This window comes from Jiangella rhizosphaerae, assembly GCF_003579925.1.
Taxonomy (GTDB): domain Bacteria; phylum Actinomycetota; class Actinomycetes; order Jiangellales; family Jiangellaceae; genus Jiangella; species Jiangella rhizosphaerae.
Genome location: NZ_QUAL01000414.1, coordinates 1 through 14567, shown reverse-complemented (window position 1 = coordinate 14567; position 14567 = coordinate 1). Strand labels below are relative to the sequence as shown.

Genomic DNA, 14567 nt, shown 5'->3' with positions numbered 1-14567 from the left:
GAGACCTGGATCGACTGGAAGCGCACCAACGAGATCGACCCGATCCGCCTGCGCCCCCACCCGCACGAGTTCGAGCTCTACTTCGACATCTGAGCTAGAACTGGGCCCTGACCTGCGTCTGAGCTAGCGGCCCTCGTTCCTGTTCCTCAGCTGTTCCTCAACACGGTCGACCAGGACTGTCTCAACGGCGGTCCTGGTCGACTCGTCTTTGTCGGGGAACATGTGGCCGTAGACGTCGAGCGTCGTCTTGGCGCTCTTGTGGCGCACGCGGTGCTGCACCACCTTGATGTCAGCGCCGCTCGCGATCAGCAAGCTCGCGAAGAAGTGCCGCAGGTCCTGCAGCCGGAACCCGTCGGGCAGGCCGGCCACCTTGCCCCTGGCTGTGCGGAACGCCCGCTCGAGCTTCCACGGCCCGACCTGGCCGCCGAGCTCGTCCGTGAGGATCCACTCCCCTGGGTACAGCTCGACCTGCCGTGCTAGCGCCTTCACGTGGCCATCAGCGATCGGGATCGGGGTCTTCGACATCTCGGTCTTCAGCGGCTCGGCCGGGTACTGCACCTCGGGCCGGATCTCGCGTTGGAGCCACGCGACGTCGCCCGGGCGGAGGCCGCACTGTTCCCCAGCTCGCAGGCCAGCGAACGCACCGTTGTAGATCGCGATGCGGTACCGCGCCGGCATGGCGTCGTAGAGCGCCCAGATCTGCTCGACGGTAGCCACGTACGCCCGCTGCTCGGCCACTGGCGGCGCCGTGCGGCGGGAACACGGGTTCTTGGTCAGGACGCCGTCGTGTACGGCGTCGCCGAGGATCTGAGACAGCCGGGAGTGCAGCGCGTAAACGTAGCTCGGCTCGTGGTCCTCCTTGGCCAGCTTCGCGCACCACGACTTCACATGCGACGGCCGTACCTGGGCCAGCAGGACACCGCCGAACTGCTCGCGGATCTTCGCCACGTGGACCCTGGCCTGCCGCACAGTCGATTCCCGGCGCGTCCCGTAGCCCTCCAGCCACTGGTCGCACCACTCCCCCACGGTGATCTTCCGCTTGTCCGGCTCCAGCCAGGTGTTCGTGGTCAGCCTCGCCAGCTCGTCCTGGAGCCAGTTCTCGACATCGGTCTTGCGCGCCATCGTCTTCGTAAACTGCCGGCCGCCCGGGGTCACCCGATAGCGTGCCTGCCACAGTTCGACTTGGCGGTCGCGCACCTCGCCGGTGCGCTTATCCCGCGCCTTGCGCGTGCGCGTGATCTTTGCGATCGAGCTAGAGGCCATCACTCACCCCCGACTCATGCCCCGTCGTGGCCTTCGGGTAATGCCGTTCGGAGATGGCCGCGGTCCACGCACCCATCTGTGCGGAGGGCCAAGCGGCCAACTCACGGCCCGCCTTGATCTTCACCGCAGTGTGTACCGGTGGCCTGCTCATGTTGATCTCCCATCAGTCGCGACCGCTCTGGCGGTTTGTGGCTGGTGGGGAGGCACCGCGCACCGGAGCGCTGCGCAGGTCTGCGAGCTGACGCACACGAGGCGCACGACGTGTGCGCGCGCCGGATGCCTACCAGGCTGTCAAGAGCAAGTCGGCGAGAGGACGGGAGTGGTGCGTATGAACGACAAGCCCGAACGCGATCGACCGGATCGCGTGCTCACCCTCGACGAGGTGTGCGCGATGACTCGGGAGACGAAGGCCACCCTGCGCTACAAGCGGCACAAGGGTGAGGCCCCGTACCTGTTCAAGATCGGCCGCAGGCTCGTCGCGTATGAGCGCGACGTCGCTGCCCACATCGCGGCCCGGAGGGAGGCGACTCGTCGCGGCTGAGGTGAGCTAACCCGCAGCTACGCGACCACGGCCCCGGCCACGATCACCGCGACCTGGACAGCCAACGCGGAGCCGGCAAGGGTGATCGTGACCCGCACGGCCCTGCCGAGGAGGTGCCCCCATCCTTGGCCCCTGGATCTGTGCGCCGTGACGGCCACGGCGAATACCGCGATGACGCCAGCGCAGCCGAACGTTACGACGACGACGGTCGCGATCGCCGTGACCTCAACGAGTCCCATCGGATGGCCACCTTCCGTTGCCGCGCCGGGCGAACTCGGCAGCCACGTCTGGGAGTTCTGCCCGGATCGCGCGCAGTCGGCGCCGTCCGGTCGCGGACGACATCCCGATCCGCGCCGCGACGTCGTCGCCGGTGACCGCCCGCCCCGCAAGGGTCTCCGCCCGCACCCAGGCCGCCAGCGCGTCCAGATCGGTCCGGTTCGACACCGGAACCGCCGGGGGCCGGTCGGCCGGCGCGAAGCGGTGCCCCCGCTCCTCGGGGTCGTCGTCGCGATCCGCTAGTCGGGATCTTCCGGTCGGTGCCTCGAGCGCGCGGCCACCTGCCGCCGCCATCGCACCGCGGTGGTGAACGTGCATTGGGCTCCGCCGACGTGCCATGAGCAGGACGACGATCAGGTGGCTGATGATCAGGAGGGCGACCGCGGGAATCGCGCTGACCACAGCCGCCACCGGGACGCTGATCACGTCGGTGTCGGCATGCCTGGCCGCATGCAGGCCGTTCCCGGCGATGCTCACCATCGCGAAGACGATCAAGGCGATGGCCGGGTACCAGGCAGCCCTGGGGATGCGCTCGCTCAGCACGACCGCGTTGATGGTGGACACGACCATGAAGCCGTCCACCACGAGCGGCCAGATCCACACCAATTCCGAGCGAAGACCTGCGGCGAGGGCAAGCTCGCGGAGCGCGTCGAACGACAACGTGAACGCACCGAGCGCCAGGCAGGCATCAGCGAACACGGTCACGATGAGCGCGACATCCGGATCGCTCACCCACGCATGCAGACGATCGCTGGCTGATTTGCGCTCACGCTGCCGCGGGGTCTGCTGCGGCTCGTCGACATTCGCCATGAGGTTCCTCCTGTAGCTCGCCAGCGCCCCATGGCGCTGTGTGCTCAGGTAGGAATCCGCCGCGCACCCACAGCGACTCATGAACGGGTAGTCGACCCCGCGTGAGACCCGTGCTCACGCCTGCCTCGCTCTGCACGCCACGAGGCGACGAGCATTGCGGCCCGCTCGGCCATGTCCGAGCTGAGCGGTCACGCCTGGCCTGTTGTGAGCACACGAGGCGTGACTTCAACGTCAGTCATCGAACATGCGGTCCGCATGTCTGCTCGAGTCAGGTCACCTTCGGGTCGCCGGTTCGGCCGTGCCGAAGCCGAACGTCGGCCAGGCCGTAGCCTTCGCCGCATGGAATTCCTGAGCGTGAACGGAGCCAAGATCGCCTTCCGGATCACGGGCGCCGGGCCACCGCTCCTGGCGCCGGAATGCAACTACACCTGGGCCCCCGAGATCGAAGCGATGATGGCCCGCCGATTCACGCTGATCGTGGCATCGCCGCGTGACTTCGGCGCGAGCACGCGTACCGGTGGACCCTACGAACCAGGTCTGTGGGCAACGGACATGCTTGCGGTGGCCCAGCACCTCGGCCACCCGCGATTCCTCTGCTTCGGCTACTCGTTCACCGGCGCATTCGGTCCCTGGCTGGCGCTTCGGCTGGCCCAGCACAGCGCCGTCGCTTCCGTCGCAGCCGTCGCAGCCGGCGGCTTCCCGCTGCTCGGGGACTACAACGTCACCTCGCGCGACGTCGACGCACAGCTGGCACACCTGGAGAACGATCCCGACCTGTGGGCGAAGATGGAGCGAAGATTCGATCCGCGCGCGGGCGCCGCCTTCTACCGTGAACTGAGCCGACTCGCCCCGAACGCGCTGGTGGACGACGCACCCTGCCCGCTCTACTGCTTCTGGGGCGACCGCGACCACGACGCGGTCGGGATGGTCATGCCGGGCAGCGAGCTCGCCGAGGGCCTGAACGCCAGGGGCGTGCCATGGAGACAGTTCGAGGAATACGACCACGAAGAACTGAACAGCCACCTGGAAATCGCGTGGCCGGACACCGAGACATGGCTCTTGGAACGGGCGAACGACCTCGGGCTCTGACCGCCATCAGTCGACCGGCCTCGCGGCCAGCTACTTGCGATCACCGCACAGAGGTCAGATCACCTCCGGGTTGCTCCGGTTGGCGACCTGAATTGGGCACATATGCAGAACGCGCGTGCGATTGGGTTGAGGTGCTGACCGCACTTGGGCCAGCGTTTGAAATGGCAAACGGCTGCGAACATGCATCACGCCAGGCCCGGGCCAGCACGGCGATCGCGCAGGTTGACTCAGGTGTCGCGCCCCTCCACGGCCGTGCATGCTGCGCGTGGTGATTGACGCGGCGGCACTGCACAAGCGCACGGGGCGTCGGGCCCTGCGACCGGTGCCGTGCGTCGTGCGTCAGGCGCGCCGGTCGAGGGCTCGCTTGGTATCGGCGGCCAGGGCCTGGAAGTAATCCAGGGCGCTGCCGGGCTTGGTGAGCGATGCCGTCTGGCCGGCCCACAGGTTGAGGTAGTCGGCCGAGCCCTGTTCAGCGGCTGCCTGGCGGGCGGGCAACATCAGGGCGTCTTGGATGGGGTATGGCGGCACCTCGTCTTCCAGCGATTCCAGCTCTCGTACGAATCGATTGGGAATGCCGCGGGCGTGCCGGCCCGAGAATAGCCGGGTCAGCACCGTGGTACGGGCGGCCGGGCCTGTGCAGCATCTGCTTGTGGACTGGGCTGGCACTCGATTCCTCAGTGGCGAGAAGCCCGGTGCCGATCTGGACGGCGTCGGCGACCTGGGGGACGAGCGCGAAGGTGCCGACGAGTGATTCGCAGACCGGCCGCAAGAACGCGCCCCGCTGTCCGCCGGCGTCGCTGCCCGAGGCGACAACGGCGTCCCGCCCTGCGTCCTGCACCGCGACGGCCTCATCGACAGTTGTCGCGGTGCCGATGGTGTGGATGCCACGCCGGCGTGCTTCGGCGAGTATCCACTCGGGCGGGATTCGCATGACGAAGCTGACCACGGGTGGTTGCGCCGCGAGCAGCGCCTGCGCCTGGGCGTCGAAATCGGGACCGAAGGGGTAGGTGGCCGCAAGACCGGGGGTGCCGAGCGTGGCGAAGTAGGGCCGCAGCAGGTCGATGTGCCGGGCAAGATCGGACTGGCTGGGCGGGTCGGTCTCACCCGGCTGAGGCACCCAGAGGTTCACCGCGAAGGTCCGGCCCGTCGCGGCCTTGAGCTGCGCGACGAGGGCGGTGATGTCGTCAGGGTCGAGGATGTGCGCACCGAACCCGCCGAGCCGGGCCCGTCACGAAGGTGCCCTTGCTCGGCAGCGTCCTGACCGCCCCGCGCTCGCGTAGAACGTCGAGCGCGCGGCGGCACGACACTGGCGCCACCCGCTCCAGCGCCGCGCGCTACCTGACTGACACCCCGCGCTCACCGAAGACGCCTGACCGTCGGAGGCCTTCGGCTCAACCGGTGGGTCGCCGGCACGGCGTCACGGAGGACGCCGCTGATCCAGATGGCGACGGCCAGGGCGATCACGACGGCGGTCGCCGCAACGCGGCGGCGCCACAGGTGGCGCTGTGCCTTGAGCAGGATCTCGGTCGAGGTGCCCTGCCTCGGCGGCACCTGCGGTTCGAGGCGATGGACCTGCTCGCGGAGCCAGTCGTTCTCGTCACTCATGTGCGATGCTCCTCCGTCCCTACCGGCCGCTGGTGCGAGCGGCCCTTACCGGTAGGACGGAGCGACTGGGCGAACGGTTGTCACCCCGGGGCCGAACCAGCTTGCTCCATTGGGCCGTGAACGCCGTCGGCAGGGGCCGAGTTGGTGGCCGCGTGGGCGTACTCCTCTTGATCATGATCGTCCGGAACAGTAGGATCAATGTAGACATTTGCGGCGTACATAGCTACATGTCATAGGGCTTGAGAGTCTGCGCTTTAGGCGCGCGGAGGGGTGGGGTCGGTTCTAGACAGGCAGTTATCTGCGCAGCTCGTGGGGGATCTGTGGCCAAATCACTCAGGGTGGGACTCCATCTTCCGGCGAATCATCGCAGCAACGTGGCGCGCCTTTTGCGTCAACAGCCGTTGCTGCCGGCGTGGCGAATTGCTCTGGTGCCAACCCCGGCTCAGCGACCTCGTGCGCGTCCCGTATCGCCGCACCTGACGGTGACGACGCCAGCACTCTTCGCGCTCGGGGCGCGGGATCCTGAGAGGACTCCATTGCCTGTCGTCCTCATCGTCGACCAGCACCCAGCACCGGACCTCTCGGTGATCGGCACGCCGGGCGTGCGTGGTGTCGTGGTGTCTAGCGATCCTCCGGAGACCCTGGCCTTGGGGATCATGGCCGCAGCCAGCCACGGCGTTTGGCTTCCGGAGGCGGTTTGGGAGCAGGTGAGTCAGAGGCCTGGGCCGGAACTGCTCGCAACACTCGATTCGCTGACGGCGGCAGAGACCGAGACCCTCAGGCTTGTCGCGCGGGGTCTCTCATACCGGGAGATCGCGCGGGTCCGGCATGTGCAGTTGAGCACGGTGAAGTACCACGTGGGCAACATCCGGCTCAAGACTGGCGCTTCCAATCGGCAGCACTTGATCATCCTCGCCCACGAAGCTGCTGCCGCGCGGATCGCGGCAGCGCCTCGCACCTGACCGGCAGCCCAAGTCTCCTGCCGATGTTCAGAGTTCTGCCCCAATGAGCAGCCCGGTTGCGTACATCCGGTGCGACGATCCGACCTCTGGCCAGCACGTTGTCAACGTGATCCGTCGCTGCGTCGGCTCCGTGCCGTCGGGTTCACCTGGCACTGGATCGACGACCCACGTCTCGTCGTTGGCGATCTTGTTCCCGTCCGAGTCGCCATTGGGGGCGTTGTCGAGTTCGTAGAGGAACGTGCCCTGCCGTGTGGTGATCTCGATGATGTCACCGACTCGCAGCTCCGGGAAGTCCGCGAAGGGCCATCCATGTCCAGAACGATGGGCGGCGACTCCGAAGTTGCCGATCTCGCCCGGCGCGACGCTGTTCGGGTAGTGGCCCGGACCGTTCTTCAAGTCCTCGTCTTCGACGCCCTCGACGATGACCCACTCCCAGTCGTCGCCGAAGCGGGGGATTCGGATGATGCCGTAGGCGTCACCGAGCTCCAACTCTGGCGGCGTGGTCTCCTTGTCGACCGCGCCGCCGTCGGCGCCAAGTTCTGACTGCAAGTCTTCCAGCAGCTGGTCCTGCGCTTGTGCGGTCTGTATGCCTGTACCCCACAGGGTGTACACAACGAAGAGCAGCACGACCGCTCCTGCGGTGAGCATCAGTTCGCCGATGGCGCCGGCAACCACGGCCGGCCCGCTCCGGCGAGGCTGCACCGGGCTGACTGGGCGATGCTTCCCTCGTGCCTGGTGTCCCATAGGTCGCGATGATATACGGCACTTTGCGTCCGATCGAGCTGTTCCGAAAACGACGAACTTCCGGTACAGCACGCTCAACCCCAAGCACGCCCCTTACGGCCGGCGGTGGGAAGACTCCCCTTCGGTATAGGGACATGAGTTGTCCCAATTGGAATCATTCTTCACGTGCTGGTACAGGACCGCCGGCCCAGCACAGCCAAGAGGGACGGCCCCGTGTATGCGCACAGGACCGTCCCGTAAATCCCACCGACACTCGACCCTTGGAAGGAGTGATCGTCGGTGAGTACTACCAGTATGCGCCAATCGCTTGGAGGACGGCGATTGGCCGCCATCTCCGTCGCCGTGATCGCACTGTTCACCGCCCTGGCACTGACCTCCCCCACCCCGACCGCACAGGCAAGCACCGGCTCCGTCTCGGCCGGAATCGACGAGAACCGCGTCAAGGAACTCGCCCAGCTCGACACATCGGCGCTCCTGGACGGACAGGTGTGTAACGGCTCGCTGATCGAGCACCGGGCGATCACGTCCGGCAGCACCACCTTGGGTTGGCTCGACGTCTACTGGGACGGCACCAACAACTGCGCCGAGACGGTCTCCTCGAGCACGACCTGGGGCACGCTCAAGGAGATGGGAGTGAGCATCCAGAGCTGCCTGACCTCGGACGCGCAGGACGGCGTATGCAACGGGTCCATCGCTGACGAGGATGACGACTGGGGCGACTTCCGGTACTACGCCGGCCCGGCATCGGTGAACGGCACGATCTACTGCATCGGCGCGAGCGGCTGGATCGAGTGGGGCGGCACCACCAGGTCCGTCGACATTGGCTGGAGCCACTGCGGCTGATCTCCGCTCGGCGCCCAGCAAGGCCATGATGTGCCCGGATCCGGCGTGAGCCGGGATCCACGATGAGGCATCAACCTCCCGGAGGAGGTTGATGCCTCACCACGTGTTCTAGGGGGCCTTACAGCGACGCGAGGGTCCCGGCCACCGCAGACTGGTTCCAGCACACCTTGGCCACCGGCGACACTGCGCCAACGGCGACTGACCGGCACTGGGGCGGGCGCCATCTTCGCTGACGCCGGACACTGCCGGCGTCAGCCTCGCCACTCGCGCTCGACCGGCCGCCACAGCGCCGTGCCCGCCAGGCTCCCGTCCTGCACGGGATCCGCGAAGGCCACCGTCGCGGCGACAACATCGCCGAACGACTCGGGCAGGACCTCGGTCAGCGCCACGCGCGCCCGCCACGCCAGCCACCCGCACTTGCCCACCTGGCCATACCCGTCCAGTACGCCGACGAGGCCTTCCAGGTCCACCTTGCAATGCTCGGCGACCGCCATGATTGCTTCGCGCACCGCGGCCGCGGTGAACGCGACCCGCCCAGTGAGCAGATACAGGTCGCCGAAGTCCCGCCAGCGCGTGCTTGCCAAACCACGCTGCAGCGCGGTCCGGACCTTCTCCGCGACCACCATCTCGACCGGATACCCGCGCAGCACGATCGGCGGATCGCCCTCTAGTAGTCGCGGCAGCTCGATTCAGCCGGGGCCGGCCAGCTCGGATCGCCCACGTTCACGTCGACGTGAAACGGTTCTCGCGCCATGGCCAGCAGGGTCACCAGCCGCACCCGCGCACCGGCGTACTCGTCTTCGTCACGGACCGCCGCCGCGGTGACCGCGTCGAGGTCGAAGTCCAGGCCGTCGTCGACCGGTGCCGGAAGTGCCGCCACCTCCAGGATCAGACTGCGCACGTCCTCGACGTCGTTCGCCGTCCGCAGCGCGGCCACGTCGACGTCGGTCGTCGGCCGACGCAGATCATGCGCAGCCAGCAGCACCCCACCCTTGAGCACGAACCGCTCCCGGTGGGCCGAGCTCGCCAGCCACAGCAAAGCATTCCAGCGCGTACAGCCGCAGGTACTCCGCCGTCGGCCCGCCCAGCCTTCCGCGACGCCCGCCGCAGCGCCAGGTACGCCCGCCCCGCGGGCGTCTCATTCGTGGGCCGGGTCATCCGAGCACCTGCAATGTGTGCAGCAGCGCCGGCTGTGCCCTTGAGAGCTGATTCGCAGCCCGAAGCAGTTCCGCCGGCCGGCCACCGCCGCGCAACCATCGGCGCAGCGCTTCGAACGCGACGTCCTCGCCGATCGCGTGCCGCAGCCGGAACGCGTCGACGATGCTCACGCTGATCATCCCCGTCGCGATCTTCACCACCGCCCTGTTCACGCTCTACTCGCTGTTACTGGGCCGGTTCGATCCGTTCCACCTGCTGCTCCTCTTCGGCGCGCTGCTCGCGCTCGCGGCGTCAGCGGCCGCTGACGCGGCCCGGCGCGACGATCGGCGCTGGCATCGTCATCGCGGCCTGCGCTCCACTCGTCGTGATCCTCGGCTACGAGACGATCGGCCACCGCCACCAAGCCAGAGCCCTCGAATACGCCGTGCGCCGACCGCGCCGTCGGCGGCCTTCCGTGTGGCCGCCGGGTTCCATACGAGTCAGTCCGACACGCGCCAGGACCGATCCAGCCCAGAGCACCCATCCCCGCAACCGGTGGCCGGTGTGTGATCGCTCAGGCGCCCTGTCGCTCGGGGTGATCCGATGCGGCGTGCAGCGGCAGCCGCGCGACCCGTGGCGAGTCGAGGCATTCCGGACGGTCATGCCACCGCACCACGATCTCGTCCACCCGCACCAGCAGCGGCTGGATCAGCAGGTACCGGACAGACTGTCCCGGCGCGAGCCGCTTCAACATCACCGACCCCTCATGCACGACAAGCTCACCGACGTCGACCCGGATGCCGTAAGCCGCGCTGGTGCCGTCATTGCGCAACAGATACCGATGGTGACTGACGTGGTCGAGCCGGAACCGCGCACCTGCCCACTCGCGCCCGTCGCGGCTCAGCGACTCACGTGCCGAGCGCCCGAGATCGGCCACCGCCCGGCGCACGTACCAGGCCGCCCAGATCGCCAGCAGCAGCGCGGCGATCGCGGCCGCGGACAGCGCAAACTCCACAAATCGACTGTAGCTCCGACGGAGGCCGGCCCGCACACGGCGATCGGGTCGTGCCGCGGGCCGGTACTCTCTCACCACCATCCGGGCAGCGATACCCGATCCGCGCACCACCGCGAGTGAGCACATGACGGACCAGGCACAGTGCCACGCCGTGGCCGCGATCATGCGGACCATCAACGACGCCTGGCTCCACGGCCGCATCCGTGACGTCGCCTCGCTGATCGATCCCGACATCGTCATGACCAGCCCCGGACTCGACCAACCCCGTGACCGGACGAGATGCGTTCCTGGCCGGGTTCGAGGACTTCGCCCGCACCGCGCGCGTCCACCACTTCCAGAACCACACCGAGAAGGTCGACGTCGTCGGGACCACAGCCCTCGTACGGTTCCACTATGAGCTGACCTACGAACGCCATGACCAGCGCTACCGCGCCAGCGCAACGGACCTATGGACGTTCCGACGACACGACGACGCCTGGATCGCGGCCCGGCGCACCATGCTCGACGTCAGCGAGGAGCCAGCCTGACCGCCTCCTGGGGTGATGTCGGCCCGGGACCAAACACATCAAGAGCAGCGCCCCGTAGCCCTCTGCGGAAGAGCGAACCACGGTCGGGTATAGCCGCTCGGCCTGTGACGTCGAGTCGCACGTGTATGGAGTTGGCGATCCGATGCTGCCACCGCAACGGCGACGCGTCGAGCATGACCTCGACGCACTGCCTCACGGTTCGCCCGGCATCCCTGCTGGGCGGACCGTGAGTCCGCGCCCCTGCGCCGTGCTGGCGCAACGGGTGATGCGGCCCGGCGCAGGGACCGAACGGCCTCGCAGCAGGGGCGTTGCACGAGGCCACCCACGCCTTGAAATATCAGAACGGTCGGACACAAAGCAGGGCCCACCATCCCGCGTCGCGCAGATCGACGACGCCGCTGCCGAGGTCGTCGATACTCCTCGAGTCCGGCGACCTCCGTCACGGCGCGTAGCTGGTGAAGGCGTACACGAGCGACGGCGCCAGTCTGCGCTGATCCACCCGTCGAACGGCGACAATACGATCACCGCCACGATGGGCTCAACCCCACCTCGAAGGAAGTCACCGCGTGGCACGGGTCAGTGACTCGCCAGGTCGTCGCCGGGCCGCTGGGTCGAGCCGACGACCCGGATCCCGTACTGATCGACGACGTGCGTCGTGTGGTTGTGCTTGCCTGCGTGGCCCCGGGCGGCGTCCTCGGCATTCCCGTACGACGAGAACGCACGGCCCGATTGCCTGCAGCGCGGGCAATGCGCCCGGTAGGTCGGCGCCCATCGCCGCTCGCCGGCCTCCTGCTCCTGGGTGGTCACTGGCCGCGCCCCGGCCTTGCGCGGCGCCGGGCGACGGCCAGACAGGCGATCCAGAGTGCCGGGAGGCTGACGACCGTCATGATCCCGGCAACGCTCTCACCGCCGGCCTCCGCGCCGCGCCCGAGCCCGGGCTGCGCCGCGCCCCCAGAGTTCCGCCCACGTTGCTGACGCGCACGGCCACGGCCGGCCGCAGCTCCGGCAAGACGAGCGACGGCGCGGGAGCCAGCCTCTGGCCGGCTGGTGGGTCGCCAGCAGCCCGTCCGCGTACGCGTCGATGCGTTCAGGGGACCACTCGACGAGGCTGTGACCGTGGACGTGTGCGGTGAACATGGCGGCAACGTAGGGCCGGCGGGGCCGGGCAGGGAAGGACGGTTGCACGAGGTTGCGGGATCTCGCCCGAACCCTTGACCTCGGCCGTAGTCGCCAGTCAGGCTCGGTGCAAGCTCGTGCAACCGACGAAGGGCGGCGTCATGGCACTGAGGTTCATCGCGATCGATCCGGGCACCGACGAGGATCATTCGCCGACGATCTGGCTCGAGGAGGAGACCGGCGATCTGATCATTCAGTCCTACAAGGCGGACGCGGCCACTCTCGAGGAGGTGGAACGGGTCGGCTCTGTCCCTGGGCACGCCACCGACGTGCCGGCACACGAGACGGTGATCCGCCTTCCCGCGCGGATGCGCCCGTTCATCCCGGGCGTCGAGGAGGCCCCGACGTCGTGACGGTGATCCGCGAATCCCTGGCCGCCGCGAAGCGGTCTGCGGTGCACCTGGAGATGCGCGACGTGTACACGGTGGAGTCCGAGCGTGACTCGATCACCGCGTGGCGCAACGGCTTTCGCCGCGACCCCGCCGATTGGGCGTCCTGGTGGCGGCCGTGGCACGATCTGGTGCATGCAACGGTCGCGCGTGGCGTGGTGATGCGCCGGGCCAGGATCGTGTCCGAGCCGGTGAGCGAGTACATCCGCTACGAGTACGACGGCACCTTCACCAACATCACCGCCGGCGAGCTCGTGCGTTGGCTGCCTCGCCGCCGGGCCACCGGCATCGCGCTGCCAGGCAACGACTTCTGGCTCTTCGACGACGAGACCGTGATCGTCATTCACTTCGACGGCAACGGCGGCGCGCCGAGCGATGAGGTCAGCACGGACGCCGACCTGGCGAAGCTGTGCGCGTCAGCGTTCGAGGCCGTGTGGGAGCGGGCCATCCCGCACGAGGAGTACCACCCGTAAGAGACCGACATCGTGCCCCTTTCCGAGCACTCCAACGCCCAGCAGGCTCGTCAGACGCTGGCGGACCGCCTTCGGGAGATCCGCCAGCGGGCGAGCCTGCACGGGCGCGCGCACGCGAGGGCGTGCGGATGGCATCCCGCCAAGACGTCACGCATCGAGAACAACCGCACAGCACCGTCGGCCGACGACATCCGGGTGTGGTGCCGAGCGTGCGGCGCCGACGACGAGGCTGACGACCTGATCGCGTTCCTGCGCAGCGTCGAGGGCATGTTCATCGAGTGGCGTCGGATCACCCAGACCGGCCTCTTCTCAGCCCAGCAGGCCCGCGAGGCCGTGCGTGCGCGAACTCGCCGGTTCCGCTGCTATCAGTCCTAGCTGATGCCGGGCATCTTGCAGACTGCGGCCTACGCGAGCGCAGTACTACGCGGCGTTCAACAGCGCGAGGGACTACCCGACGACGTCGACAACGCGGTAGCGGCCCGCCTCGAGCGCCGACAGCTTCTCGACGACGGAAGCCGACAGTTCGCATTCGTGCTCGAGGAATCCGTACTGCGATCCGGCGCCGGCGGCGACGAGGTCATGCGCGAGCAACTGCTCCACCTCACCACGGTGGCCACACGACCGAACGTCAGCCTCGGCATCATCCCATCCCGGCCGGACCGACCACGCCTTCCCGCCGAAGGGTTCTGGATCTACGACGCCGCCCAAGTCAACGTCGAGCTGATCTCCGGACGCCTGACCGTCACACAACCCCGCGAGGTGGCCCAATACGCCGATACCTTCGTCCGGCTCGCAGAACTCGCCCGCCATGGCACCGGTGCACGAGCACTGATCCGCGCCGCCATCGACACACTCGAACCGGCCGGATAACCGAGCGGCTACTACTTCCAGGGAAAGTGCATCTCGCAGCCTTCGGCGGAGACCTGGATCAGGACGTCGGGCTTGATGTTGAGGAGGTCGACGATGTCGTCCAGGAGCCGGTCCATGAGCGCGGCCGCGTCCCATTCGGGGCATCGAAGCTGCACGTGCCGGCCGACGACGTTCTTGGCGCGGCGCTGGGAGAACTCGCGGTCGTGGGTGACGATGACGGCGTTCTTGGTGTCGGCGTAGGCGGTCAGGGTGTCGTCGCTGGCCTGGTTGAGTCCGGCGTCCGCGGCGTCATGCGCGGCGTCCATCAACACCCGCTCACGCGCATGCCCAGCCGCCACGACAAGCGCCATCGCGTACTCCAGGCGGTGATCCGCCCCCACAGGCCCAGTCCCAAACATCGCGCGCCCCTCCTTACCGGCTCACGTCAACGCGCCGTCGACCACGAGGTAGGCCATCACCGCGCACCCGTGTCGCGCGTCGCCGACGATGGGAGCGACGAAACGGCCACGCATCGAACTCCCCGTACGCGGGCTGAGTGGAGCGAGTTGCGTCTTCGTTACGGTGCCATACGCCCCTCGGCGATGAAGAGGCTGTCGCCGTCCGGGACGAGCGAAGCGAGTGCCGCATAACGGTCACTACACGCGAGGTCGAGGTTCTGCGCGATGGCGGCCAGCAGTGGCGCCCAGCCATCGTTGCGATCGTTGACCTCGACCATCGTCCCGCCAGTGAGAGTGACGTCGAGGTCCGCAGTTGGTGCGTGATCGCGTCGTCGCTCACCTCCGTGAGCTCGTCCCAGCGACGGCGACGGCGTGTTCGGCTCGCGGGAGGATGCGGCACCCGGCGGGGG

The 14567-nt window shown here is 68.1% G+C and carries 23 protein-coding genes and 1 pseudogene; 10 read left to right on the top strand and 14 right to left on the bottom strand.

Translation table 11 applies throughout. The features are described from left to right. Positions 1-123: 123 nt before the first annotated feature. A complete protein-coding gene (locus tag DY240_RS28025; RefSeq protein ID WP_119662944.1) occupies positions 124-1263 on the bottom strand; it encodes a site-specific integrase in 1140 nt (379 codons plus the stop codon). Positions 1264-1591: 328 nt separating this feature from the next. Here DY240_RS28025 and DY240_RS28020 point away from each other — a divergent pair, with 328 nt between their 5' ends. After that, positions 1592-1804 carry a helix-turn-helix transcriptional regulator gene (locus DY240_RS28020; RefSeq protein WP_199702640.1) on the top strand — a complete coding sequence of 71 codons (213 nt, stop codon included), beginning with the start codon at positions 1592-1594 and terminating at the stop codon, positions 1802-1804. 17 nt (positions 1805-1821) lie between these two features. Here the strand turns inward: DY240_RS28020 and DY240_RS28015 are convergent, their stop codons facing one another. Together DY240_RS28015 and DY240_RS28010 are read right to left on the bottom strand one after the other, a co-directional pair. Next, positions 1822-2043, bottom strand: coding sequence for a hypothetical protein (locus DY240_RS28015; protein ID WP_119662943.1), 222 nt, complete (start codon positions 2041-2043; stop codon positions 1822-1824). Beyond that, entirely contained in the window at positions 2030-2890 is an 861-nt protein-coding gene (locus DY240_RS28010) for a DUF2637 domain-containing protein (protein ID WP_158603033.1), read from the bottom strand. The genes DY240_RS28015 and DY240_RS28010 overlap by 14 nt, the downstream gene beginning before the upstream one ends. A gap of 339 nt (positions 2891-3229) precedes the next feature. Between DY240_RS28010 and DY240_RS28005 the strand changes: the two genes are divergently transcribed. Next, the gene (locus DY240_RS28005; protein ID WP_119662941.1) at positions 3230-3979 is read left to right on the top strand and encodes an alpha/beta fold hydrolase; all 750 of its coding nucleotides are present in this window, start codon (positions 3230-3232) and stop codon (positions 3977-3979) included. 339 nt (positions 3980-4318) lie between these two features. On the opposite strand, the gene DY240_RS34250 is transcribed toward DY240_RS28005, so the two are convergent. The 3 genes and pseudogenes from DY240_RS34250 to DY240_RS27995 form a co-directional block, all read right to left on the bottom strand. After that, a complete protein-coding gene (locus DY240_RS34250; RefSeq protein WP_407659427.1) occupies positions 4319-4831 on the bottom strand; it encodes a nitronate monooxygenase in 513 nt (170 codons plus the stop codon). Then, a pseudogene (locus DY240_RS33820) lies at positions 4737-5159 on the bottom strand (nitronate monooxygenase); the annotation flags it as partial. The gene DY240_RS34250 and the pseudogene DY240_RS33820, both read right to left, overlap by 95 nt. Positions 5160-5335: 176 nt before the next feature. Further along, positions 5336-5584 carry a hypothetical protein gene (locus DY240_RS27995; RefSeq protein ID WP_119662940.1) on the bottom strand — a complete coding sequence of 83 codons (249 nt, stop codon included), beginning with the start codon at positions 5582-5584 and terminating at the stop codon, positions 5336-5338. A gap of 536 nt (positions 5585-6120) precedes the next feature. Here DY240_RS27995 and DY240_RS27990 point away from each other — a divergent pair. Beyond that, on the top strand, positions 6121-6546 hold the full coding sequence (locus tag DY240_RS27990; RefSeq protein ID WP_119662939.1) for a helix-turn-helix transcriptional regulator: 426 nt from the start codon (positions 6121-6123) through the stop codon (positions 6544-6546). A 27-nt stretch (positions 6547-6573) separates the two neighbouring features. Here the strand turns inward: DY240_RS27990 and DY240_RS27985 are convergent, their stop codons facing one another. Continuing rightward, positions 6574-7290 (bottom strand): class E sortase, encoded by a 717-nt coding sequence (locus tag DY240_RS27985; protein ID WP_119662938.1) that lies wholly within the window; start codon positions 7288-7290, stop codon positions 6574-6576. A gap of 321 nt (positions 7291-7611) precedes the next feature. Here DY240_RS27985 and DY240_RS27980 point away from each other — a divergent pair, with 321 nt between their 5' ends. Beyond that, the gene (locus DY240_RS27980) at positions 7612-8133 is read left to right on the top strand and encodes a hypothetical protein (RefSeq protein WP_119662937.1); all 522 of its coding nucleotides are present in this window, start codon (positions 7612-7614) and stop codon (positions 8131-8133) included. Positions 8134-8384: 251 nt separating this feature from the next. On the opposite strand, the gene DY240_RS33815 is transcribed toward DY240_RS27980, so the two are convergent. The 3 genes from DY240_RS33815 to DY240_RS32580 all read right to left on the bottom strand — a co-directional run bounded on the left by DY240_RS33815 (position 8385) and on the right by DY240_RS32580 (position 9461). Then, entirely contained in the window at positions 8385-8783 is a 399-nt protein-coding gene (locus DY240_RS33815; protein ID WP_158603032.1) for a nucleotidyl transferase AbiEii/AbiGii toxin family protein, read from the bottom strand. Between the two features lie 17 nt (positions 8784-8800). Next, positions 8801-9172 (bottom strand): nucleotidyl transferase AbiEii/AbiGii toxin family protein, encoded by a 372-nt coding sequence (locus DY240_RS33810; RefSeq protein WP_119662935.1) that lies wholly within the window; start codon positions 9170-9172, stop codon positions 8801-8803. 115 nt (positions 9173-9287) lie between these two features. Continuing rightward, on the bottom strand, positions 9288-9461 hold the full coding sequence (locus DY240_RS32580; RefSeq protein ID WP_158603031.1) for a hypothetical protein: 174 nt from the start codon (positions 9459-9461) through the stop codon (positions 9288-9290). Here DY240_RS32580 and DY240_RS31510 point away from each other — a divergent pair. Then, positions 9454-9840, top strand: a complete 387-nt coding sequence (locus DY240_RS31510; RefSeq protein ID WP_147375553.1) for a hypothetical protein — start codon at positions 9454-9456, stop codon at positions 9838-9840. The genes DY240_RS32580 and DY240_RS31510 overlap by 8 nt on opposite strands. Before the next feature lie 4 nt (positions 9841-9844). On the opposite strand, the gene DY240_RS31505 is transcribed toward DY240_RS31510, so the two are convergent. Continuing rightward, positions 9845-10285: a hypothetical protein gene (locus tag DY240_RS31505; protein ID WP_147375552.1), complete on the bottom strand. Its 441-nt coding sequence runs from the start codon at positions 10283-10285 to the stop codon at positions 9845-9847. Positions 10286-10551: 266 nt separating this feature from the next. Here DY240_RS31505 and DY240_RS27955 point away from each other — a divergent pair, with 266 nt between their 5' ends. After that, entirely contained in the window at positions 10552-10812 is a 261-nt protein-coding gene (locus tag DY240_RS27955; protein ID WP_119662932.1) for a DUF4440 domain-containing protein, read from the top strand. A 576-nt stretch (positions 10813-11388) separates the two neighbouring features. Here the strand turns inward: DY240_RS27955 and DY240_RS27950 are convergent. Beyond that, positions 11389-11619 carry a hypothetical protein gene (locus DY240_RS27950; RefSeq protein WP_119662931.1) on the bottom strand — a complete coding sequence of 77 codons (231 nt, stop codon included), beginning with the start codon at positions 11617-11619 and terminating at the stop codon, positions 11389-11391. A 470-nt stretch (positions 11620-12089) separates the two neighbouring features. On the opposite strand from DY240_RS27950, the gene DY240_RS27945 reads away from it, so the two are divergent. Genes DY240_RS27945 through DY240_RS33570 form a run of 4 tightly spaced genes read left to right on the top strand, consistent with a single transcriptional unit; the run spans position 12090 to position 13720 of the window. Beyond that, positions 12090-12341, top strand: a complete 252-nt coding sequence (locus DY240_RS27945; RefSeq protein ID WP_119662930.1) for a hypothetical protein — start codon at positions 12090-12092, stop codon at positions 12339-12341. Next, positions 12338-12850 (top strand): DUF6879 family protein, encoded by a 513-nt coding sequence (locus DY240_RS27940; RefSeq protein ID WP_199702632.1) that lies wholly within the window; start codon positions 12338-12340, stop codon positions 12848-12850. Before DY240_RS27945 ends, DY240_RS27940 begins: the two co-directional genes overlap by 4 nt. Positions 12851-12862: 12 nt before the next feature. Next, positions 12863-13225, top strand: a complete 363-nt coding sequence (locus tag DY240_RS33065; protein WP_199702631.1) for a helix-turn-helix domain-containing protein — start codon at positions 12863-12865, stop codon at positions 13223-13225. A 3-nt stretch (positions 13226-13228) separates the two neighbouring features. After that, positions 13229-13720 (top strand): DUF5753 domain-containing protein, encoded by a 492-nt coding sequence (locus DY240_RS33570; protein ID WP_233552909.1) that lies wholly within the window; start codon positions 13229-13231, stop codon positions 13718-13720. Between the two features lie 11 nt (positions 13721-13731). Here the strand turns inward: DY240_RS33570 and DY240_RS27930 are convergent, their stop codons facing one another. Beyond that, positions 13732-14025 (bottom strand): DUF5615 family PIN-like protein, encoded by a 294-nt coding sequence (locus DY240_RS27930; RefSeq protein ID WP_119662929.1) that lies wholly within the window; start codon positions 14023-14025, stop codon positions 13732-13734. A gap of 251 nt (positions 14026-14276) precedes the next feature. Further along, on the bottom strand, positions 14277-14567 hold a 291-nt coding region (locus DY240_RS33565), incomplete at its 5' end, for a hypothetical protein (protein ID WP_233552908.1).